17 protein-coding genes are annotated in these 21,361 nt (G+C 61.7%); 8 read left to right on the top strand and 9 right to left on the bottom strand.

The window, feature by feature from the left end:
• Window positions 1-25: 25 nt before the first annotated feature.
• The 3 genes from kdpB to kdpF are packed head-to-tail and all read right to left on the bottom strand — an operon-like array spanning window position 26 to window position 3,991.
• Complete coding sequence (gene kdpB, locus DVJ77_RS04915) at window positions 26-2,098, bottom strand: potassium-transporting ATPase subunit KdpB (protein ID WP_114844371.1); 2,073 nt, start codon at window positions 2,096-2,098, stop codon at window positions 26-28.
• Window positions 2,099-2,102: 4 nt separating this feature from the next.
• The gene (gene kdpA, locus DVJ77_RS04910) at window positions 2,103-3,902 is read right to left on the bottom strand and encodes a potassium-transporting ATPase subunit KdpA (protein ID WP_114844370.1); all 1,800 of its coding nucleotides are present in this window, start codon (window positions 3,900-3,902) and stop codon (window positions 2,103-2,105) included.
• Window positions 3,899-3,991 carry a K(+)-transporting ATPase subunit F gene (kdpF, locus tag DVJ77_RS04905; RefSeq protein WP_114844369.1) on the bottom strand — a complete coding sequence of 31 codons (93 nt, stop codon included), beginning with the start codon at window positions 3,989-3,991 and terminating at the stop codon, window positions 3,899-3,901. The genes kdpA and kdpF overlap by 4 nt, the downstream gene beginning before the upstream one ends.
• 691 nt (window positions 3,992-4,682) lie before the next feature.
• Here kdpF and DVJ77_RS04900 point away from each other — a divergent pair.
• Together DVJ77_RS04900 and DVJ77_RS04895 are read left to right on the top strand one after the other, a co-directional pair.
• Entirely contained in the window at window positions 4,683-6,146 is a 1,464-nt protein-coding gene (locus DVJ77_RS04900; RefSeq protein ID WP_225427820.1) for a metallophosphoesterase family protein, read from the top strand.
• Window positions 6,147-6,181: 35 nt separating this feature from the next.
• Window positions 6,182-7,402 carry a cytochrome-c peroxidase gene (locus DVJ77_RS04895; protein ID WP_114844718.1) on the top strand — a complete coding sequence of 407 codons (1,221 nt, stop codon included), beginning with the start codon at window positions 6,182-6,184 and terminating at the stop codon, window positions 7,400-7,402.
• 12 nt (window positions 7,403-7,414) lie between these two features.
• Here DVJ77_RS04895 and DVJ77_RS04890 read toward each other — a convergent pair whose 3' ends face one another.
• Both DVJ77_RS04890 and DVJ77_RS04885 read right to left on the bottom strand, forming a co-directional pair.
• Window positions 7,415-8,380 carry a VTT domain-containing protein gene (locus DVJ77_RS04890; RefSeq protein WP_114844367.1) on the bottom strand — a complete coding sequence of 322 codons (966 nt, stop codon included), beginning with the start codon at window positions 8,378-8,380 and terminating at the stop codon, window positions 7,415-7,417.
• Between the two features lie 406 nt (window positions 8,381-8,786).
• Window positions 8,787-9,986, bottom strand: a complete 1,200-nt coding sequence (locus DVJ77_RS04885) for an MFS transporter (protein ID WP_114844366.1) — start codon at window positions 9,984-9,986, stop codon at window positions 8,787-8,789.
• Window positions 9,987-10,167: 181 nt separating this feature from the next.
• On the opposite strand from DVJ77_RS04885, the gene DVJ77_RS04880 reads away from it, so the two are divergent.
• Entirely contained in the window at window positions 10,168-11,187 is a 1,020-nt protein-coding gene (locus DVJ77_RS04880; RefSeq protein WP_114844365.1) for a polyprenyl synthetase family protein, read from the top strand.
• A gap of 79 nt (window positions 11,188-11,266) precedes the next feature.
• On the opposite strand, the gene DVJ77_RS04875 is transcribed toward DVJ77_RS04880, so the two are convergent.
• The 3 genes from DVJ77_RS04875 to ubiH all read right to left on the bottom strand — a co-directional run bounded on the left by DVJ77_RS04875 (window position 11,267) and on the right by ubiH (window position 14,562).
• Window positions 11,267-12,055 (bottom strand): dienelactone hydrolase family protein, encoded by a 789-nt coding sequence (locus DVJ77_RS04875; RefSeq protein WP_114844364.1) that lies wholly within the window; start codon window positions 12,053-12,055, stop codon window positions 11,267-11,269.
• Between the two features lie 81 nt (window positions 12,056-12,136).
• A complete protein-coding gene (locus tag DVJ77_RS04870; protein ID WP_114844363.1) occupies window positions 12,137-13,357 on the bottom strand; it encodes a UbiH/UbiF/VisC/COQ6 family ubiquinone biosynthesis hydroxylase in 1,221 nt (406 codons plus the stop codon).
• A complete protein-coding gene (gene ubiH / locus DVJ77_RS04865; protein ID WP_114844362.1) occupies window positions 13,354-14,562 on the bottom strand; it encodes a 2-octaprenyl-6-methoxyphenyl hydroxylase in 1,209 nt (402 codons plus the stop codon). Before ubiH ends, DVJ77_RS04870 begins: the two co-directional genes overlap by 4 nt.
• Before the next feature lie 315 nt (window positions 14,563-14,877).
• Between ubiH and DVJ77_RS04860 the strand changes: the two genes are divergently transcribed.
• Genes DVJ77_RS04860 through DVJ77_RS04850 form a run of 3 tightly spaced genes read left to right on the top strand, consistent with a single transcriptional unit; the run spans window position 14,878 to window position 17,007 of the window.
• Window positions 14,878-15,486, top strand: a complete 609-nt coding sequence (locus DVJ77_RS04860) for a hypothetical protein (RefSeq protein WP_114844361.1) — start codon at window positions 14,878-14,880, stop codon at window positions 15,484-15,486.
• 25 nt (window positions 15,487-15,511) lie between these two features.
• On the top strand, window positions 15,512-16,081 hold the full coding sequence (locus DVJ77_RS04855) for a cob(I)yrinic acid a,c-diamide adenosyltransferase (RefSeq protein ID WP_114844360.1): 570 nt from the start codon (window positions 15,512-15,514) through the stop codon (window positions 16,079-16,081).
• An 8-nt stretch (window positions 16,082-16,089) separates the two neighbouring features.
• Window positions 16,090-17,007, top strand: coding sequence for a histone deacetylase family protein (locus DVJ77_RS04850; RefSeq protein WP_225427867.1), 918 nt, complete (start codon window positions 16,090-16,092; stop codon window positions 17,005-17,007).
• Between the two features lie 34 nt (window positions 17,008-17,041).
• On the opposite strand, the gene msrB is transcribed toward DVJ77_RS04850, so the two are convergent.
• Window positions 17,042-17,443, bottom strand: a complete 402-nt coding sequence (gene msrB / locus DVJ77_RS04845; protein ID WP_114844358.1) for a peptide-methionine (R)-S-oxide reductase MsrB — start codon at window positions 17,441-17,443, stop codon at window positions 17,042-17,044.
• A 97-nt stretch (window positions 17,444-17,540) separates the two neighbouring features.
• Between msrB and DVJ77_RS04840 the strand changes: the two genes are divergently transcribed.
• Both DVJ77_RS04840 and DVJ77_RS04835 read left to right on the top strand, forming a co-directional pair.
• Entirely contained in the window at window positions 17,541-19,970 is a 2,430-nt protein-coding gene (locus DVJ77_RS04840; RefSeq protein WP_114844357.1) for an LPS-assembly protein LptD, read from the top strand.
• A gap of 36 nt (window positions 19,971-20,006) precedes the next feature.
• Complete coding sequence (locus tag DVJ77_RS04835; protein ID WP_114844356.1) at window positions 20,007-21,359, top strand: peptidylprolyl isomerase; 1,353 nt, start codon at window positions 20,007-20,009, stop codon at window positions 21,357-21,359.
• Window positions 21,360-21,361 lie beyond the last annotated feature (2 nt).

Here is a 21,361-nt window from a genome sequence, read left to right as displayed (position 1 = left end):
TTGACCCCGCCGAGCGGGGCGTACGTCATGCCAGCCCGAACAACACCAACAGCATGTCGATCACTTTGATGCCGATAAAAGGCACTACGATGCCGCCCAAGCCGTATACCAACAGGTTGCGACGCAGTAGCGAACCTGCGCCAAGCGCCCGGTACTTCACCCCTTTGAGCGCCAATGGAATCAGGAAAATGATGATAAGCGCGTTAAAGATCACCGCCGACAGAATGGCGCTCTGCGGCGTCGCCAAACGCATCACGTTAAGCGTATTCAACGCCGGATAGGTGGTGGCGAACGCAGCCGGAATGATCGCGAAGTACTTGGCCACGTCGTTGGCGATCGAGAAGGTGGTCAGCGAGCCGCGAGTAATCAGCATCTGTTTGCCGATTTCCACCACTTCGATCAACTTGGTCGGGTTGGAATCCAGATCGACCATGTTGCCGGCTTCTTTGGCCGCCTGGGTACCGGTATTCATCGCCACGGCGACGTCGGCCTGGGCCAGCGCCGGCGCATCGTTGGTACCGTCGCCGCACATCGCCACCAGGCGGTTTTCGGCCTGAATCGAGCGGATCAACTTGAGCTTGGCTTCCGGTGTCGCCTCGGCGAGGAAGTCGTCGACACCAGCCTCAGCGGCGATCGCTGCCGCGGTCAGCGGGTTGTCGCCGGTAATCATGATGGTCTTGATACCCATCCGGCGCATTTCGGCAAAGCGCTCGCGGATACCGCCCTTGACGATGTCCTTCAGCTCGATCACACCCAATGCGGTGGAGCCTTCGGTGACGATCAGCGGGGTAGCGCCACGGCGGGCGATGTCCTCTGCCATGCGCTTGACCAACGGCGGCAGATGGCTGCCACCAGCTTCCAACGCACGCTCGACGGCATCAAGCGCACCCTTGCGGATCGAACGGGTGCCGATGTCCACGCCACTCATGCGGGTCTGTGCGGTGAACGGCACGAATACGGCGTGGCCTTCTTCGAGCTGGCGCTCACGCAGGCCGAAGCGCTCTTTGGCCAGCACCACCACACTACGGCCTTCAGGCGTTTCGTCGGCCAGCGAAGCAAGCTGCGCGGCATCGGCCAGGATGCTTTCTTCGATACCCGGCGCCGGCAGGAAAGCCACCGCCTGGCGGTTACCCAGGGTGATCGTGCCGGTTTTGTCGAGCAGCAATACGTCGACGTCGCCAGCGGCTTCAACGGCACGGCCCGAGGTGGCGATGACGTTGGCGCGAATCATCCGATCCATGCCGGCAATACCGATCGCCGAAAGCAAGGCACCGATCGTGGTCGGAATCAAACACACCAGCAGTGCGATCAACACAGTCAGGGTGATCGGATTGCCTTTACCGGCCGCCTGCACGCTGTAGATCGAATACGGCAGCAAGGTGGCGCAAGCGAGCAGAAAGATCAGGGTGAACTTGGCCAGCAGAATAGTCAGCGCGATCTCGTTCGGCGTCTTGCGCCGCGAGGCGCCTTCCACCATCGCGATCATGCGGTCGAGAAAGCTCTCGCCCGGATTGCTGGTAATGCGCACGACCAGCCAGTCCGATAGCACTCGCGTACCACCAGTCACAGCACTGCGATCACCACCGGACTCGCGAATCACCGGCGCGGATTCGCCGGTAATCGCACTCTCGTCCACGCTGGCGGCACCCACCACGACTTCGCCGTCACCGGGCATCTGTTCGGTGGCATCGACCAACACGTAGTCACCGGTGCGCAGATCGCTGGATTTGACCAGCATGACCTTGGCGTCGCGCTGTGGACCGGCCAGCTTTTTCGCGATCACATCTTTGCGCGAGCTACGCAGCGTAGCGGCTTGCGCCTTGCCACGACCTTCGGCCAGGGCCTCGGCAAAGTTGGCGAACAACAAGGTGAACCACAGCCAGATACTGACCCAGAAAATAAAGCCCGTAGGCGCTTCGCCATGGCCGGCTATCGCCTGTGCCCACAGCAGCGTGGTCAGCACGCTGCATACGAACACCACGAACATCACAGGGTTACGAAACTGCTGCCGCGGCGACAGTTTGCGGAACGAATCGGCGACCGCTGTGAGAATCAACTCACGATTGAAGCTGCTGACAGCTTGGGTATGAGAACTCATGGAATCAGTGTCCCGACATCAAATATTCAGCAATGGGGCCAAGCGCCAAGGCCGGAAGGAAAGTCAGCGCGCCCACCACGATCACGACGCAGGCAAGCAAGGTCACGAACAGCGGCGTATGCGTCGGCAAGGTGCCGCCCGACGGTGGCACGTGGCGTTTGGCGGCCAGCGAACCGGCCATCGCCAACATCGCGATCGCCAACAGAAACCGTGCGAAGAACATGCACACGCCGAGCAATACGTTCCAGAACGGGGTGTTTGCCGATAGACCGCCAAACGCACTGCCGTTGTTATTGGAAGCAGAGGTCACGGCGTAAAGCATTTCGCTGAAGCCATGCGCGCCGGGATTGGCCACCCCCGCGATACCCGCTGGCGACATCACCGCGATCGCCGTACAAATCACCACCAGCGCACACGGAATCAGCACCGCCAGGCTAGCCATTTTCATCTCATGCGCTTCGATCTTTTTGCCGAGATATTCCGGCGTACGTCCGACCATCAGCCCGGCGATGAATACCGCCACCACCGCAAACGCCAGCATGCCGTACAGACCCGAGCCGACACCGCCAAAGACCACCTCGCCGAGCTGCATCAGCCACATCGGCACCAGGCCGCCAAGCGGGGTGAGCGAATCGTGTGCGTTGTTGACGGCGCCGCAGGAAGCGGCTGTGGTAATGGCTGTGAACAGGCCACTGGCGGCGATGCCAAAGCGGGTTTCCTTGCCTTCCATATTGCCGCCGGACTGCAGCGTGGAAGCTTGCTGGTCGACCAGACTGTGCAGTGCCGGATTACCCGCCTGCTCCGCACCGACTGCGGCAAAAGCCAGCGGTACAAAGATCAGCAACATGGTGGCGAGGATCGCCCAGCCTTGCCGCCGGTCCCCCACCATGTTGCCAAAAGTGATGCAAAGACCACCGGGAATCAAAAAGATCGCCAACATCTCGATGAAGTTGCTCAGCGGTGTCGGGTTCTCATAGGGATGCGCCGAGTTGGCGTTGAAGAAACCACCACCGTTGGTACCCAACTGCTTGATCGCGATCTGCGAAGCCGCCGGCCCCATCGGCAAAGTCTGTGTCGTTGCCGGCGATTCTTTCGTCACGTCGTGACCGGCAGCATCTTTGAGCACGTTGCCGGCAGCGTCTTTGACTTGCTCGACCTGAATGATGTGCTGAGTCAGCGGCACATCGACATACGACTTCAGGTTCTGCACCACACCTTGCGATACCAGCAGCAAGGCCATCACGAACGACAGCGGCATCAGGATGTACAGGGTGCTGCGGGTCATATCGACCCAGAAGTTACCGATGCTGGCCGAGCTGCGGCGAGTGAATCCACGGATCACCGCGATCAACACGGCGATGCCGGTGGCGGCGGACAAGAAGTTCTGCACGGCCAGGCCGAGCATCTGGGTCAGGTAGCTCATGGCGCTTTCGCCGCCGTAGCCCTGCCAGTTGGTATTGGAGGCAAAACTGATGGCGGTGTTCATTGCCGAATCCGGCGAGATCGCCGGGAAATTCTGCGGATTGAACGGTAGCCACTGCTGCACGCGCTGCAGCAGATACACCACCAGCAAGCCGGCGATATTGAACAGCAGCATAGTCAGCGCGTAACGGCGCCAGCCCATGTCATCTTCACTGCGAACGCCGGCGAGCCGGTACAAAACGTTCTCGACGCCGCGGCCGACGCGATTGACTTTATTCGGCGTATCGGCAAACACCAGCGCCATGTATTGGCCGACCGGTTTCACCAGCAATAGAAGTACAGCCAGGAAGATCAATACCTGGACGATATCGTTCGTGGTCATTCGAACCACTCCGGTTTAAGCAAGGCTACGCACAGGTAGACGGCCAAGGCCACCGCGATGACGGTAGCCACGACGTAGATGAAGCTCATAAGGGGACCCCCTGCAGGGAAAACGTAATGACTAGGCGTGATGACTAGGAAAGAGACGTGCAGATGCCGTGATAGGCCGCTACAACGATCAGGGACGTCGACCCAAACGGTCACAGACCATCAGAAAACCGATGCTGGCCGCGCTGAGGACAAAACAGAACAACAGGTAGATGACATCCATAGGTGCCGACTCAATGTGGTGTACCGACAGCGCGCACTATAGAAATCGCCGCATAAGAAAGGGGTAGCGAATTCCTGCGGGGGCGTATAGAACGCGTAAAAATTCTGTGTACGGCCAAGTACAGCAATGCGGTTCGGCGGCGTGGCAAGGCGCTTAGAGCCTGTTCAAAGTCTCCCCGTAGCCCGCGTTGAGCTGCTGTGGCCGCCAGGTGGTAGTGCGTGGCGCAGCGCCTGACTGGCCGTCAGGTCAAGCCGCGCGCTGGCGCATGGCGGCCACAGCGGCTCAACCCTTCGGGCCGGGGCTGTTTGCGCGCAGGACCGCGTCATCACTCAGTCGTGTACCGACGTACACTCCTTCGTTCTTCCTTATCCTGCGCGCAAACAGTTCCCGGCGCGGGCCACGGGGAGACTTTGAACAGGCTCTTAGGACCGCCACCTTAATTTCTTTTTTGTTTCATCCTGCTCGCGTACCTTCGGCCACATACACATCAAAATCACTGATGGACATGTAATGAGCCCTCACAAGACGTACCGCCTGATGGCGCTATTTGCAGCCATCGGCATCCTGTCCGGCTGCGTGCACCCACGCCCCCATGCTCAACAAGCCCAGGATGCCGCCAGCGCTGCGGCAAATATCCAGGCCGCATGGGTGGAGATCGGCGCTAACGGCCAGGCCATCGCTCGCGTCGTCACTCAATGGGACACTGCACAAGGTGGCGATGCGGCATGCCCGCTGTTACATGTCGACGGCAGCTCGGCGCGCATGTCCTTGCGAGTAGCGGCCGGCACCATGCCGTTGCGGCCCACCGCCAGCGCGGCGGTCGATTCCAAGCCATCGGCTTTCCCGGTGTCGGTCTGTGAGGCCAGCTTGCCGACGAACGCGCATCAGGCCGACGTGGCCGGGCGGCCGCTGCCGCTACCCAAGGCCGAGCCGCAGCGCATCCTGGTGCTGGCCGATACCGGCTGTCGCATGAAAAAAGCCGACAATGTCTATCAAGCCTGCAACGACCTCGCCGCCTGGCCATTCGCCACCATCGTCGCCACCGCGGCCGGTTTCGAGCCGGACCTGGTCTTGCACGTCGGCGACTATCACTACCGCGAAAATCCCTGCCCATCAGACATCGCCGGTTGCCGGAACAGTCCGTGGGGTTACGGCTGGGATACCTGGCAAGCTGACTTTTTCACGCCCGCCGCACGCCTGCTGTCCAAGGCACCTTGGATCGTCGTGCGCGGTAACCACGAAGAATGCAAGCGTGCCGGTCAGGGCTGGTTCCGCTTGCTCGATCCGCACCCCTACGCTGAAACGCGCTCGTGCAACAACCCGGTCAACGATGAGCAGGCCAATTATTCCGAGCCTTATGCGGTCGCGCTTGGCGGTGGTTCGCAGCTAATCGTGTTCGACTCGGCCAAGGCTCATAAAACCGCACTGGAACCTGGCGACGCGCAGTTTCAGATCTATCAGAAGCAGTTCCAGAGCGTCGCCGCACTCGCCGCCAAGCCGGGCATCAGCACCACCATCTTTACCAATCATCATCAGATCCTGGCGTTCTCTCCGATCGCCGGCACCCAGATGGTGCCTGGCACCCAATCGCTGCAATCGGTGATGCGCAGCTTGAACGGACAGGCTTACTACCCGCAGGGCATCCAAGTCGCCTTGCATGCTCATGTGCATTCGTTTCAAGCGATCAACTTTGCTTCTGACCACCCGGCCACCATCGTCTCCGGCAATGGCGGCGACAATATCGAGGTGGCCCTGCCCGACCCGCTGCCTACGGACGCGGCACCCGCCCCAGGCACGGTCATCGACAAGGTCGCGCACCACAATAGTTTCGGTTTTATGTTGATGGAGCGCCGCGCCGCGCCGGCCAGCGGCTGGACGTTCAAGGCCTATACGGCGGCAGGCAAGTTGTTGACGACCTGCGTGCAAAACGACCGCACGCTGAGCTGCGACAAGACGGGTTTTATCGCGCCGTGAGTGGCTGGCGCCTGCTGATTGCCACGAGCCTATGCATGGGCGGCGTAGCCTTGGCTACCGACGCGCCCCTCGTCGGCATGATCGGGGCCACCCCGCAGGTGGCCGCCAAAGTGGATTCGAGCAGCGCCGTGTTCCAACCCGACCCCGCGCTGGTGGCGTTGGGTCGCCGCTTGTTTGTCGATACGCGTTTATCGGAACCACGCGGCACGGCCTGCAGCAGTTGCCACGATCCGGCGCACGCTTTCTCGCCCGCCCTCTCAGCAACCGGCCCCGGCGTACCGCAAGGCAGCAGGCCGGGGCATTTCAGTCGGCGCAATGCGCCATCGCTGCTGTACGTACGTTACGTACCGCAGCGTTATTTTTATCAAGACGACGATGCACCCTACTCGGCACCTTTTGGCGGCCTGTTTGCCGATGGCCGCGCCGATACGCTGACCGAACAGATACGCGGCCCGTTGTTCGACCCTGACGAGATGAACAACGCTTCGCCCGCCAGCCTGCTGCGCAAAATCAATGACACCGAGTGGTCGCCCGAGTTGGCCTCACGCTTTGGTCCAACGGTACAAAGCGACCCCGAACAACTCGTGCGCGCGCTTGGCGAAATCATGCAGGCCTATCTGCAAAGTAACGAGATGGCGCCCTTCAGCTCGCGCTTCGACGACTACCTGCGCCATCGCAGCACGCTGTCACCGCAAGAGATGCACGGACTGGCACTGTTCAAAGATCCCGACAAGGGAAACTGCGCGAACTGCCACACACTGTCCGATACGGCCAGTCGGCCCGAGCGTTCGCTATTTACCGATTTTGGTTACGACGCTATCGCGGTACCGCGCAACCTGGCGCTAGCCGCCAATCGCGACCCACGTTATTTCGACAACGGCCTATGCGATACCGCACAGCACTTGCACTGGCCGGAGCCCGAGCAATGGTGCGGCTATATGCGCACGCCGGGCTTACGCAACGTGGCCGTGCGGCAAAGCTTTATGCATAACAGCGTATTCCGCACGCTGCGCGACGCCGTGGCGTTCTACAACACTCGCTCGACCAAGCCGCAGCAGTGGTATCACGGCCGTTCAAGCTTTGACGATGTGCCGCCGATCTATCGCGCGCATATCAACGTCAATTCCACGCCGATGAACCGTCGACCGGGCATGTCGCCGGCGCTTTCCGAGATGGAAATCGACGACATCGTGGCCTTTTTGCGCACACTGACCGATGCGGCCTATATCCCGGCCATGCCGGCGGATTCGCGATAACTCAAGGCCGGTTTATTCCTGTGCCAAAACCGCATCCGTCGGCTCCGGTTGCTCGATTGGATACCCGGCGGCCTCCCAGGCATCGAGCCCACCCAGCAACGGACGCACACGACGATAGCCCAGGGCAACCAGCGCCTTCGCCGCTATCGCCGCCGATACTTCGTTCGGGCAATTGCAGTAGGTGACCAATTCACGCTCGAAGGAAATGCCGTACATCGTCCCACCCACGCCGGCGACATCGACCAGCAGCGCGCCGGAAATGACCCTGCCGTCGATCAAGCGACTGGCCGGCGGACGCACATCCACCACAATCGGTGCCTGCCCCATTTCCATCGCCCGATAAAGCTCTTCCACGGTAATCCGCGCCATACGAATCGAACGCAACAGGCGCTGCCGCTGCCACCAGCGGGCAGCGATATATAAAACAAGCAACACCGCCAGCAGCTCGATCGCCAGCGTACCGGCACTCGCGAGTATCGCCAGCAACTGATCGATCTGCGCCGCGAAGGCATAACCCAAGCCCACCGCCAAACCCGCCCACATCAGCGAGCCCAACCCATCGAGCCAGACAAAAGCCACCGCCGACAGACCCATCGCGCCCACCAACGGCGGCGCGACCGTGGAAAGCCCAGGCACGAATTTCGCGAACAACAACACCTGCCCGCGCCAGCGCTGAAAACGTAGCTCCGATTGCTTGACGCACGAATCGGGCGACAGCGAGATACGGCAAAGCGTACGCATCACCCCACCGCCAAAACGCCGACCCGCCAGATACCAGGCGAGATCGCCAAGCAGACAGGCCACGAGTGCGGTGATGAGAATGCCGACCACCGACAACTGTCCGTTCGCAGCCAGCGCCCCAGCCACGATCAGGGTAGGCACGGCCGGCATCGGCAACCCGGCCTGTTCCAGCAGCACGTTGAAAAAGACCAGCACCAATCCGTACTGAGCAATCAGAGCGATGATTTCGTGGGCCATCGGAAAACCTTGACGCGGCCTGGCAGACCGCCGTTACGCATGATTGTGAAGCTCGGCCGGCATTGCAATGCGCGAAGCACCACCAGCCGCAAAAATATGACCCCCTCCCCTACTTGTAAGGGAGGGTTGGGGAGGGGTTCAACCTTGCGACAAGAGCTCACCCCCTCCCAGCCTCCCCCTACGACCGAAGGAAGTCCCTTTTTCGGGACAAGTAGGGGAAGGGGCAAAAGCCACGCTCGCAGCTTTTGACGTGGCTCTTGGTTCTTGGCTCTTGACCTCGGGGCCCTGTGCGTCGGTGAGGGTCGGACGACAAGGCCCGTAGGGGACTCGGCATGGGTTCGAAAGCCCGCCGCAGGCGAGCCAGATCGCGAAAACACTTCTTTCATGCGAGTACATAGACCCCCACTCAGGGCGCAGCAACCACCACCACGTCCCCCGTCATCCGCCGCCCCCCAACCCAAACCAGCGGCAACCACAGCAACGTCAACGCCGCCGCACAAACAAACACCCCACTGGCACCAAGCCGGCCCAACGCCACACCACCCATCGCGCCGCCGACAAAAGCCCCCAGAAACTGACTGGTCGAATACGCCCCCATCGCCGCACCACGCAAAGCCGTCGGCGCCAGGCGGGAGACCAGGCTAGGCAACGCCGCCTCCAACAAATTGAACGCCGAGAAAAACACCGCCGCGGCCACCCCAAGCACAGCCAAATGTTCACCCGACAACGCGAAACCAAGCAGCGCCAGCCCAATCGCCACCACGCACACCATGACCATGTGCAGGCTTTGCCGCACTTCGCGCATGCGATGCAAACAAGCACCCATGACAAAGGCGGCAATGACCATCACCGGCAGATACAGCTCCCAATGTCGGTTGACCGGTAGCTGCAAACGCTCGGTCAACAACAGCGGCAAGCCGACGAAGCTCGCCGTCAACAACGCGTGCAAAAAGAACACCGAACCGTTGAGCACCACCATGTGGCCATCGCGCATCATCGCCAGCACGGCGCTGAAGGTTGCTGTCGCCGGCGCCCTGGCTTGCTCGGGCGTGGGTACGATCAACCACAGCAACACCAGTGAAACCAGTGCGAGCAGCGAAGTGGCGGCGAATAAGCCGGAGAGTCCGCCGATCGCCTCCAGCGGCGGGCCAAGAATCAAGGCCAGCAAAAAGGCCACGCCAATCGACACGCCGATAATGCCCATCACCTTATTGCGGTTTTGCTCTTGGGTGAGATCGGCCGCCAGCGCGATGCCCGCGCCCGCCACCGCCCCCATGCCCTGCAGCGCGCGACCGATCACGATGCCGAGCAAGCTGTCCGAACAGGCCGCGACCAGGCCACCGACGGCAAAGACCAGCAAGCCCAGAGTGATCGCCGGCTTGCGGCCGATGCGATCGGACAGCAGACCCAGCGGAATCTGCAGCAACACCTGACCCAGCCCGTAAATACCCAGCGCCATGCCGATCAACAGCGGCGTGGCATCGGGCAATGTCTGTGCGTACAACGAAAACACCGGCATGATGAGAAACAGGCCAAACAGCCGCAGGCTGATGACGCAGGCCAGGGTCAGCGCACTGCGCCTTTCGGGACGGGAGAGCTGGCTCACCGGGAAAATCGCATCAGAGACATCGTGAGGGCTTTGGACATCCGACCGATTATACGGATGCCGGTTACGGCGGGCCTTGTGGCGGCATGTCGCGGCATATTTCGGGCAATCAAGCGCCATACATACCCGACGGACCACCACTGCCCCCTATAATCGCGCTGACTCAAGGATCCGACCGTTCATGAATTCGATGCCTGCCGACCCCGTGTCTCCACCCACCGACTTTGCCGCCGTGCGCGAACTTGCCGCCGCCGACATGCAGCGCGTCGATGCGTTGATCCGGCATCGGCTGTCCTCGGACGTGGTGCTGATAAACCAGATCGCCGACCACATCATCGCCAGCGGCGGCAAACGCCTGCGTCCGATGCTGCACGTGCTGGCAGCCGGTGCGGCCGGTTACCACGGCGACCAGCACATCAAGCTCGCCGCGGTGATCGAGTTCATCCACACCTCGACCCTGCTGCATGACGACGTGGTCGATGAGTCGGACCTGCGGCGTGGCCGCAAAACCGCCAACGCACTGTGGGGCAACGCCGCCAGCGTGCTGGTGGGCGACTTTCTCTACTCGCGCTCGTTCCAATTGATGGTGGAGCTGGATGACATGCGCATCATGCGCATCCTCGCCGATACCACCAACATCATCGCCCAGGGCGAGGTATTGCAGTTGCTCAACATCGGCAATGCCGACGTGGACGAAGCAGCCTACCTGGCGGTGATCGAGCGCAAGACGGCGGTGTTGTTCGCTGCAGCCACCGAGCTTGGCGGCATTCTCGGCGGCCTGCCCGAGGCGCAGATCAAAGCACTGCGCCGCTACGGCATGGAGTTGGGCTACGCGTTTCAGATCGCCGATGACCTGCTCGACTATGTCTCCGACGCCGACACGCTGGGTAAGAACATCGGCGACGACCTGGCCGAAGGCAAGCCCACCCTGCCGCTGATTTACGCATTGCAGCAGACGCAGGCCGATCCGGCCAAAGCCGAACAAGCGCAATCGCTACGCCATGCGATCGAACACGGCGGCCTGGATTCTCTTGAGCGCATCATCGCCGCCATTCGCGACTCCGGCGCACTGGAACGCACGCACGCATGCGCCGTTGCTCATGCCGATGCCGCGTGCGACGCACTGGCCGCCTTGCCTGCCTCGAATTATCGCGATGCGCTGGCGGCACTGGCGGATTATTCGGTGCAGCGGACGTTCTAAAAAGCGGGGAACGGGGAACGGGGAGAGCATCGCAAGCTCGTAGCGCGCTTGTTAGCCGCTCCCTATTCCCGCGCTTGAATTACGGTGTGCCGGCGAATGCCGCACGCAACCAATCGTGCATTAGGCGATAGCTGCGTTGTGCCGCGCGCTCGTCATAGCGGCAGCCTTGTTTGTTCTGACCTTTCTCGGTGAAGCAATGCACCGCATTGCCGAGTACCACGAACTGCCAATCGGCGGGGCTGGCGCGCATTTCATCCATGAATTTATCGGCGTCGGGCATGGTGCCGCGGTCGTCGGCGCCATTCATTACCAGCACGCGTGCCTTGATCTGCTTGGCCAGCTCGGGCTTGTCGGTGTCGAGCCCGCCGTGGAAGGACGCGACGGCGGCGATATCCGCACCGCTGCGGGCAAGGTCGAGTACCGCCGAGCCACCAAAGCAAAACCCGATGGCCGCCAGATGCGCGAGGTCGATCGGCGCGTCTTTGGCTTGTGCCTTCAATTGATCCAGCGCGGTGTTTACGCGTTGACGCATCAGGGGGCGGTCACCGTAGAGCGATTTCACCGCCGCCATCGCCTGATCGTCGGTAGTCGGGCGGATTTTCTTGCCGTACATATCGGTGACCAGAATGACGTAGTCCTTGCCGGCGATACCTTCGGCCTTCGTCAGGGCGTCATCGTTCACACCGTACCAATTAGGCACCATGACCAGGCCGGGACGCTTTGCACTGACGGCATCGTCGTAAACCAACACGCTGTGGAACGTCGTGCCATCCAGTATCCATTCCACCGGTTTATGCACCATCTTCGCCTGTGCGGCGAAGGAACAAGTAGCGAGCAAGAGCAGACAGCCAAGTCGGGCAATACGCATTGCGATGTCCTCGTGGTGGTTGAGTAGGTATCGGGCGAAACTTACCTGGGGATGCTCTGATCTATTGGGCGCAGCACGCTTCTACAATCCTGCCGCGTGCTCGGCCATGCGCCGTTTCAGTGGCGCCAATCGATCCAGCAAACGCACGCCAAGCCCGCGTGCGGCGACCCATGGCGGTGCCTGCCATGCATAGATGCGCGCCAGCGCATCGAAGCCGAGCGCATCCAAGGTGTCGGCGCTACGCCGTCGGCGTGCGTAGCGGCGCAGCACATGCGTCGCGGCGATATCGCGGCCAGCCTCACGCGCGGCCACCAGGGTGTCGCGCAGTTCGGTCACGTCGCGTAAGCCAAGATTCACGCCCTGGCCGGCCAACGGATGCACCGCGTGCGCCGCGTCGCCGAGCAGTACAAAGCGCTCGGCTTGATAGCGCTCGGCCAGTTGCAGTTTGAGCGGAAACGCCGCGCGTGGCGTAGTGGCCGTGATGCGCCCCAATCGGAAGTCGCTGGCGATGCCCAGCTCATCGAGAAAGCCTGCATCATCCAGCGCCAAGACACGCTGGGCTTCGGCTTCAGGCAATGACCAGACCACCGAACTACGCCCATCGGCCAGCGGCAACAGCGCCAACGGCCCACTGGATAGAAAGCGCTGCCACGCGGTGTTCTGGTGCGGACGCTCGGTCGTGACATGGGCCACCACGGCGCGCTGCGTGTAGTCGCGTCCTCGCGTATCGATGCCGGCTAACTGACGCAGGGGCGAACCGGCACCGTCGGCGGCCACCAGCAAGCGTGCCGACAGGGGCTCGCCATTGACCAGGTCCAACTGGATGCGATCTTCGCGCGCTTCAAAGCCACGTACCTCGGCCGGGCACATGCGACGTACACCGGCAGCTTCCAAAGCCTGCCACAGCGTCCACTGCACCAGGTTGTTCTCGACGATATAACCGAGCAGCTCGCGATTTTCAGCGGCGGCGTCAAAGTGGATCGCCGCGCCATTTTCGGCATCCCATACATGCATATGCGCATAGGGGCCGCTGCGTGATTCACGAATAGACGTCCAAACGCCAAGATCATCCAGCAGGGCCATCGAGGACGGCGCCAGGCCGACCACGCGCAAATCCACCTCATCGGAGACCTGCCACGGTGCCGGGGCACGAGCTTCCAATAAAGCGGTGGCGAATCCGGCACGCGCCAGGGCGAGCGCCGCGGCAGCCCCCACCATGCCGCCGCCGACCACGGCGACATCCAGTGCGGGGCCACGTCGGCGAGTCGTGTCGCCACGTGTCGATAAGCTGATCGCACTCATGGCAAAGACTCCAGCACCGCGCGCGGCGGCTCGTCACGAAAGCCCATGCCACGGCGGGCAAGCGCTTGTTGCAAGGGTGGCAGACGATCGCAGGCCAGCAGTGCAAGCGAGCGCAACGGCCCGAGCAAGGGCTGCTGCAGGCAGGCCAGGCGAACCAGGCCATGGCTCATCGTCATCGTGCCTTCGCGATCCGGCGCGCGTCGTGCCGCGTAGTTTTCCAGCAAAGCCGAGGCACCGGGTTCAGCGGCACCGGCAACCAACTCCGCCAATGTCAGCGCATCGCGCAAACCGAGGTTGAAGCCTTGGGCGCCAATGGGATGCACGGTCTGCGCCGCATTGCCGACCAAGACGGCGCGTGGCCCGATCAGGCGTTCGGCAGCCACGCGGTGAATCGCGTAGGGATGACGTTTGCCGGGTCGGCTCAAACGCCCCAAGCGCCAGCCGAAACGTTGCTGAGCAAAGTCGATAAACGCGGCATCGTCCATGGCTGCCACCGTCTCGGCCTCGTCAGTCGATACGGTCAAGATCAAACCGCAGCGACGCTCGGCCAGCGGCAGCAAGGCGATCGGGCCGTCATCGGCGAAGCGCTCATACGCGCGATTAGCGTGATCGCGCTCCGGCGTTACCGTGCAGACAAATAAGGTTTGCGCGTAGTCGTATCGCTCTACGCCGATGCCGAGTTGCTGGCGCACAAACGATGCGGTGCCATCGGCACCGACCAGCAACGAGGTGTCGATAGCTTGCACACCCGCCGGAGTGCGGATACGCGCATGCCAGCCTGCGGCTGATGACTCCAACGCCTCCAGCGTGGCAGGCGCCAGCCGGGTCAGGTGGGTACATTCGTCGAGCCGACGTAGCAGTGCGCCACCCAATTCGCGTGCCGGCAACGTCCAGCCCAAGGCATCGACACCATGCTTATCGGCATCCAGCCGCGCGCTACCGAACTCGCCACGGCGGCTGATATGGATATGCCGGATCGGCGTGGCTTGCGCACCAGCATGCCGCCATACGCCAATTGCCTTCAGCCCGTTCACGGTGGCGCGGGACAGGGCCAGATTGCGTTCGTCGTAACTGGGTTGGGAGTCGATACGCGGCGCCGCCGCTTCAACCAGGGTAACCGCACAGCCGGCAGCATCCAGGGCAATCGCCAGACTGGCGCCGACCAGACCACCACCAACGATCAATACAGGGGATGAGGGACTCATGGGTGCGCATGATACGCGGGGACTAGTCGTTTTGACGGGGAACGGGGAACGGGGAACGGGGAACGGGGAACGGGGAACGGGGAACGGGGAACGGGGAACGGGGAACGGGGAACGGGGAAAAGCCTAAAAAGCAGAAGCAAAAAAGCAAGAGAAAAAACAAAGAAAAATCAAAAAAGAACGCGGACCTGCAATACCCCCTCGAACTTCACGTTCCCCGTTCCCCATCCCCCGTTCCCTGCTTTCAACTCCGTTCCCTACCTTCAATCGGCTAAACTAGCCGCCCTTGCAACACACCGCCCGACCACGGAGCAACTCATGGCTACGACGCTAACCCGACGCCTCGGCATTTTCCTGGCGCTTGCCCTGGTGATGGCGGCTACCCGCTCGCATCATTTCCTGCATCATTTCGACAACCTGCCCGACGCCTCCTGGGCCGTGTTCTTCCTCGCCGGCTTCTGGCTGCGCGGCTCGGTTCGCTGGGCATTCCCACTGCTGATGGCGCTCGCCGTACTGATCGACTATGTGGTGATAAGTGGCCAGGGTATCGATTTCTGGAGCCATTACTGCGTTTCTGCAGCCTACTGGTTCCTGCTGCCGTCTTATTTCAGCCTATGGTTGGGTGGTAGCTGGCTGGCCGGTCATTACAAGGGCCTGCGTTTGCCGACCCTGGCGCTGGCGGCAGCCGCGCTGCTGGTCAGCGAAGGCGTGTGCTACCTGATTTCCAACGGCAGCTTTTACTGGATCAGCGCCAGCGTGCCGTTGCCGCGCAGCTTCAGCGCCTGGTTCGCCAACCTGGGCGACTGGTACCTGATCTTTCTCACCACCACCGCGATCTATGTGGGCGCAGGTGCTGTGTTGCATGTCGCCGTGAGCCAGTTGGCGCGCGTACTGAAGCAGACCGACCAGACCGGCGTGCGCCACTGACCATCAAGCTGGAGTAATCAGCACCGTGGGTAATCGACTTTCCAAGATTTACACCCGCACCGGCGACGATGGCAGCACCGGCCTCGGCGACGGTTCACGGGTAGCCAAGGATTCACTGCGTGTTGCCGCCTACGGCACGGTGGACGAACTCAACAGCACCATCGGCATGGTGCTGGCCGCCGATGGCGTCGATGACGCCGTACGAGAAGTGTTGACCCAGGTGCAGCACGACCTGTTCGACCTCGGCGGCGAGCTGTGCATCCCCGGCATGACAATGATCGAAGACAGCGATATCGACCGCCTCGAACAGGTGCTGGATAGCTTCAACGAGCCGCTGCCGCCACTGAAAGATTTCATCTTGCCGGGTGGCGGCATGGCCGCCTCTTGTTGTCACCTGGCCCGTACGGTTTGCCGTCGGGCCGAACGCGAAGTGATTGCGCTGGCCCGCGTCGAAGAGGTGCGACCACAGGCGCAGCGCTACCTCAATCGACTCTCCGATCTGCTGTTCGTGCTTTGTCGTGTGCTGGCCCGTGCCAGTGGCCATGGTGAAGTGTTGTGGCAACACGAACGCCGCCGCAAACCAAAGACCAGTTAGGCGGCATGTTGCGCCTCTATACCCACCCGGCCTGCCTGCAGCACGATCCCGGTGCGGGTCAGGCTGAATCGCCGGCGCGGCTGCGTGCGGTGCTGCAAGCGCTGGATCACGACCGCTTCGTCATGATCGACCGTATCGAGGCCCCACGCGCCAGCCGCGAAGAGCTGCTGCGGGTACACGATGCCGCTTATGTCGACCGTATTCTGTCCAGCGCCCCGGCCAGCGGTACATTTCGCCTCGACGAAGACACCTTGATGTCGCCGGCATCCGCCGAGGCCGCTCTGCGCGCGGCTGGTGCCGCCGTAGCCGCGGTAGACGCCGTGATGACCGGTCATACCGGTCATGCATTCTGCGCCGTGCGCCCACCCGGCCACCACGCCACTGCCGACAAGGCGATGGGCTTTTGCCTGTTCAACAACATCGCCGTGGCCGCCGCTCACGCGGTCGCCGCGCATGGCCTGAAACGCGTCGCCATTGCCGATTTCGACGTCCACCACGGCAATGGCACGCAAGACATCTTTGCCGCCGAGCCGCGCGTGCTGTTTGTCTCCAGCCATGAATCACCGCTGTATCCGGGGACCGGCCACGAAGACGAACAAGGCGTCGGCAATATCGTCAACGCACCGCTGTCGCCAGGCGATGGTTCTTACGAATTCCGCGAACTATGGGATGGCTTGCTGCTACCGCGCCTGCATGCATTCAAACCGCAACTGGTGCTGGTCTCGGCCGGCTTCGATGCGCATCGCGACGACCCGCTGGCGAACCTGCGCCTGAGCTGCGAAGACTTTGCCTGGATCACCGAGCGGCTGGTGGCACTGGCGCACGCCCACGCGGGCGGGCGGCTGGTTTCCAGCCTGGAGGGTGGCTACAACCTTAGCGCCCTGGCGGCCAGTGCGAGCGCGCATGTTGCCGCACTTTTAGACTGAGCCCCTTCATAAGAAGGGGCAAAGAACCAGTCGCTCACTTCCCCGGCACAAAATCCAGCGCTACCGAATTGATGCAATAGCGCAACCCGGTCGGCTTAGGGCCATCGGGGAAAACATGCCCCAAATGGGAACCACACTCCGCACAACGCACCTCGGTGCGGCGCATGCCGTGGCTCTCGTCCTGATGCGCGCTCACCGACTCACGCAGCAGCGGCTGGTAGAAGCTTGGCCAGCCAGAGCCCGAATCGTATTTGGCCTGCGATGTGAACAATCGTGCACGGCAGGCGGTGCAGACATAGGTGCCCGCCTCTTTATGCTCATACCACTTACCGCTGAACGGGGCTTCGGTCGCCGAGCATCGGCATACGGCGTATTGCTCGGGGCTCAACTCGGCACGCCATTCGGCGTCGCTCTTGTTCAGTTTGTTCTCGCTCATGCTGAATTCTCATCGGCAACAGGGGGAGGGGGTTATCTGCCTTAAATGGGGGCTTTCTGCTAGTTTAACGATCCTTCAAACCCAACAGACTGCCATCGTGACGCCTACGCTACGCCACATGCCCGCGCGCCGCCTGCTTGCGGTTGCCGCAGCCCTTGCCCTGGCCGGTGGCCAGGCCGAAGCGAAAAACAGCCCACACCGCAAAGTGTCTCTCGATGGCGACATTCCGGCCTGTCCGCTGGGATCTTTCCATTGCCCGCCACGGCCGGATAACTACGCCATGTGCCGGCCCAATGCACTGCTGGATTTTTACGATCCGACCATGAGCAAGGACGCCTCGGTACGTGACACGTCCAACACGTTGGTGTGGGCCGAAAGCGTGGACAGCTCGGACCAGACCGTCTATCACCTCAGTGGCAAGGTCCGCCTGCAACGCGCCGACCAACTGCTGCAGGCCGATACTACCGACTATAACAACGACACCACCGACTACGATGCGCGCGGCAATGTGCGCTACCAGGAGGCGGGGCAGCTCGTGGCGGCTGAACGGGTGAGCGGCAACACCGAGGCCAGCCGGGGTATCGCCAAGGACAACGTGCGTTATCAGATGCTGACCTCGCGGGGCAACGGTATCGCCACGCAGGGTGAAATGCTCGATGCGGACCATAGCCGCTATACCCAGGCCACCTATTCCACCTGCGACGTAGGCCATCACGTCTGGGAAGTGCGCGGCAAGTCGATTTTCATCGACAAGGACACCGGCCGGGGCGTGGCGCGCGGCGCCACGATGCGGGTAGGCAATGTGCCGCTGCTGTATATGCCCTACTTCAGCTTTCCGGTCGACAATCGGCGCCAATCCGGCTTTCTCATGCCGATCATCGGCAATACCAGCCGCGCCGGTTTTCGCGTCACGACACCGTACTATCTGAATCTGGCGCCCAATTACGACGCGACGCTGGAACCAAGCATCTACACCAGCCGCGGCCTGATGCTGGGCGGTGAATTTCGTTATTTGTTCCCGGGCGGCTACGCCGGCCAACTGAATTTCGAATACGTGCCCAGGGACAACGGCAGCAAGAACGGTACCGTTACCGAGACCAAGGGCGACGAGCGCTATCTGGTCAAATTCGTCAGCAGCTCGCATCTGTGGGATAGCTGGTCTCTGGGCACCAATATCAACCGTGCCTCAGACCGCAACTATTTGTATGACTACGGCAACGATCTCTACAACACCTCGATCGGCACCCTGACCTCCAGCGCCTATGCCAACGGCGGAGGTACCTGGTGGAACGCCTCGATCGGCGGCGACATCTATCAGAACGTGAATCCGTTTTATCCAGACAGCGTGGAGCCCTACAAGCGGCTGCCGCGCGCCACCCTGAATCTGAATATCCCGTTGACGCACTGGCTTGAGTTCGGGATGAACAACGAAGCGGTCGCGTTTCATAAAAGCCAGTCCGTGAACGGCAAGCGGGTCGACCTGAGCCCCTATCTCGCTGCCTATTTCCAAGGTGCGTCATGGTTCGTTCGACCCAAGCTGGCTTATCGGTATACCGCTTACCAGCTCGACGCCGGCTATCAGCGCTTTGGCTACTACACTGGCGTACTTGCCAGCGCCCCCTTCACGCCGTTTAACGAGCGCTCGCCCAGCCGCGCCTTGCCGATCGCCAGCGTCGACAGCGGACTGATCTTCGATCGCACTACCTCGCTGTTCGGCAGCAACTACACACAGACGCTGGAACCGCGCCTGTACTACCTGTATGTGCCTTATCGCAACCAGAATAACCTGCCGCTGTTTGATACCAACGTCATGTCGTTCGATTACTGGCAGTTGTTCTCGCCCAACCAGTATTCCGGCGCGGACCGGCAGATGAACGCCAACAACCTCACCGGCGCGATCACCACCCGCCTGCTCGACGACAGTGGCGTGGAGCGGCTGTCAGCCAGTTTTGGCCAGATTCGCTATCTCTCACAGCAAAAAGTGCAACTCCCCTATGGGGGCAGCAACGTGGTTCCTGCAGCCACGGACTGGTCCGGTTCCGACTACGTGGCCCAACTGAACATGCAGCTTAACGACCAATGGCGCCTGGGCACGCAGTACCAGTGGAGCCCGAACAGCCGTCGAACCGATCTGGGCGTATTGGAGCTGCAGCGTCGCTTGAGCAACAACGGCATCCTCAACTTTTCTTACCGTTATCGGCGCGACCTGTTGGAACAATACAGTGCTTCGGCGGTCTACCCGATCTCGGATCGTTGGCGGCTGCTGGGGAGCTGGACGTGGTCGGCGAAGGATCGCACCACCATCGAGGCCCTGGCTGGCGTGGAATACGACAGTTGCTGCGTCGCTTTACGAGTGGTCAATCGCAACTACGTGAATCTGGGCTACTCCGGCTTCGGTCAACGACCGCCGGGCAGCATCCCGAAGCGCAACAATGCGGTGATGTTCGAAGTCGAATTCAAGGGTCTCGGCTCGTCCAGCACTCAGATCGAACCGATGCTGCGACGTGATATTCTTGGCTATCAATAAATTACACATGCCCCTGCTGGGCCGGGTTCCATACTGATGAAGCAATCCTTTGCTACTTTCCTGTTCGCGATCGCTGCCGCGACAGTCCTGCCCGCTCATGCCCAACTGTTGCCACAGGCAGCCGCCGCGGACAAACAGCCGCTGGACCGCATCGTCGCCGTCGTGGATGAAAGCGTTATCCTGCAGAGTGAGCTGAACGAGGCCGTGCGCTCGGTGCAGCAGCAGTACGCCAGCGACCCCAGCCAGCTACCGCCCATCGATGTCCTGCGCCGGCAGGTGCTGGACCGCCTGGTCCTGATGAAACTGCAGATTGCCCGCGCGAACGAGCAAGGCGTCCGTGTCTCCGATGCCGATATCGACAAGGCGGTTGCCGGCGTCGCGCAGCAGAACAAGATGACGCCCGAGCAATTGCGTGCGGCGGTGGAACAGGAAGGCTCCAGTTTCGCCGCCTTCCGCAAGCAGTTGGGCGATCAGTTGATTGTTCAGCGCCTGCATGAAAGCGTTGTGCGCGACTCGGTAAACATCACCGACAGCGAGATCAACAACCTGCTCGCCAGCCCGACCTATAAGGCCGGCGAAGTGCATCTGGCGCATATTCAGATCAGTGTGCCCAGCGGCGGTACCGCTGCCGACATCCAGGCAGCGCAGACCAAGGCCGACCAAGCCATCGGCGCGATCAAGGGCGGCATGGATTTCAATGCCGCGGCGATCCGCTACTCCGACGCGCAAGACGCCTTGGACGGCGGCGATCTCGGCTGGCGCCGCATGGACGAAGTGCCGCCGGCCTTCGTCGACGCCATCACCACGATGAAGCCGGGCGATGTCACGCCGGCTCAGCGTGGCCCCACCGGTTTTCATATTCTCAAGCTGGTCGCACAGCGCGCTCCGGGCCGTCAGGTCATTACCGAGTACAAAGCGCGGCAGATCCTAATCAAGCCCAGCGAACTGCTGACGCCCGAGCAGGCCCAGCAAAAGGCGCAAGATCTTTACAACCGCATCGTTAACAAGCACGAAGATTTCGCCAAGCTGGCGAAGGAAAACTCCAAAGACGACACCACGGCCAATGCCGGTGGCGACATGGGCTGGTTTCCGCAGCAAGCCTGGGGCACCGCTGTTGCCCAGCAGCTTGGCCAGTTGAAGGACGAGCAAGTGTCGCAGCCGTTCCAGACCGAGGCCGGCTGGCACATCTTGCAGCGCGAGGGCGAGCGCCAGAGCGATCGCACCAATGAGATCGAGCGCGATCAGGCGCGTCAGGCCATCGGCAACCGCAAGGCCGAACAGGCTTTTGACGATTTCTTGCGCGAAATGCGCTCCGGTGCCTACGTCAACATCGTGGCGCCCGAGCTGCGCGCGCCGGACAATACGCCCAAGCAGGACAAGTCCTCCTGAGT

The organism is Dyella tabacisoli (assembly GCF_003350925.1).
Taxonomy (GTDB): Bacteria; Pseudomonadota; Gammaproteobacteria; order Xanthomonadales; family Rhodanobacteraceae; genus Dyella_C; species Dyella_C tabacisoli.
This window is presented reverse-complemented; position numbering and strand designations above follow the sequence as displayed.